General features: G+C 52.8%; 2 protein-coding genes. One reads left to right on the forward strand and one right to left on the reverse strand.

Annotated elements, in window-relative coordinates; all coding sequences use genetic code 11:
- Positions 1-637, forward strand: a 637-nt coding sequence (locus WC815_24295; GenBank protein ID MFA5911911.1) for a transposase, incomplete at its 5' end; no start/stop codon positions are given.
- An 87-nt stretch (positions 638-724) separates the two neighbouring features.
- On the opposite strand, the gene WC815_24300 is transcribed toward WC815_24295, so the two are convergent.
- On the reverse strand, positions 725-1,139 hold a 415-nt coding region (locus tag WC815_24300), incomplete at its 5' end, for a hypothetical protein (protein MFA5911912.1).

Consider the following 1,139-nt stretch of genomic DNA (forward strand, 5'->3'; position numbering starts at 1 on the left):
GCCCCGCCATAAAATACGCCCTGTTTACCTCGCCGAAGATGAATGGGAACAGGCGCCCGAACAGATCACCGTGCGTCTCATCCAGGTCCGCATCCCCGCCAACGGCTTCCGCACACAAGAGCTGTGGTTCTCCACCACGTTGCTTGATCCCATCACATATCCCGCCGTGCTCATTGCGCAACTCTATCTGCGCCGCTGGGACATGGAGCTCTGTTTCCGTGACCTGAAAACCACCATGGGTATGGAAGAACTACGCTGTCAATCACCTGCCATGGCGCGCAAAGAATTACTTGCCTTTCTCGTCGCACATAATTGCATCCGCTGCCTGATTGCAGAAGCAGCCACCACGCATAAGGTCCCGCGCATGCGCATCAGTTTCAAAGGCGCCGTCGATGCCGCCCGCAGCTTCTACCAAGCTATGCGGCTGTCTATATCAGCTTGTAATGCGCGCCGTCTTTACCGCCGCCTACTCGAAATCCTTGCACGCGACTTGGTCCCACTGCGCCCCGGTCGCTCCGAACCTCGCGCCGTTAAACGCCGACCAAAACCTTACCAGCGGCTCACCAAACCACGCTCGTGCTTCCGAGAACTACCTCATCGAGGCAAAGTCAGGGGGGCTGCTCAATGCTTATCTTAGCGCCATTCAGGGCAGACCCCACGTTTTAGGTGTTCTTCGTCTATCTTGTCTGAAGATCTTCGGCGCATAGTAAGGTAGCGGCTTTCTCTATTCATCTCCTTTTCGTTTGTCTTCAACCGGTATGTCTTTGATCGCGATTTCGCCAGTTCGACGTGGCGCATTATCGGCATGTACAGTCCAGCGGATTACTCCCGGCTCTTTGGCAAGATCCAGATCGAGAATTTGTGGGTAGATCCGATGCTCATGAATCTGGATTCTCATATCGGGGAGGATCGGATCGTATCGTGCCGGTCCATGTTTTGGAATGCACATTTCATATCCGGTAATATCTCGTGTAGTATTTGTTGTCCGGATGGTACTGTATGGTTCATCTGTAGCAGGTTTTGAAAACAATAGCTTTTCGATTTTATCCATGCAAAACCGTTCCGGTATCGAAAGGTAGCAGTTCACGTAGGTTGCAAGAATCCTTCCGGTGTTCTTCGCGGTTACGACAAGGTCAAGG

The organism is Vicinamibacterales bacterium (assembly GCA_041659285.1).
Taxonomy (GTDB): domain Bacteria; phylum Acidobacteriota; class Vicinamibacteria; order Vicinamibacterales; family UBA2999; genus 12-FULL-67-14b.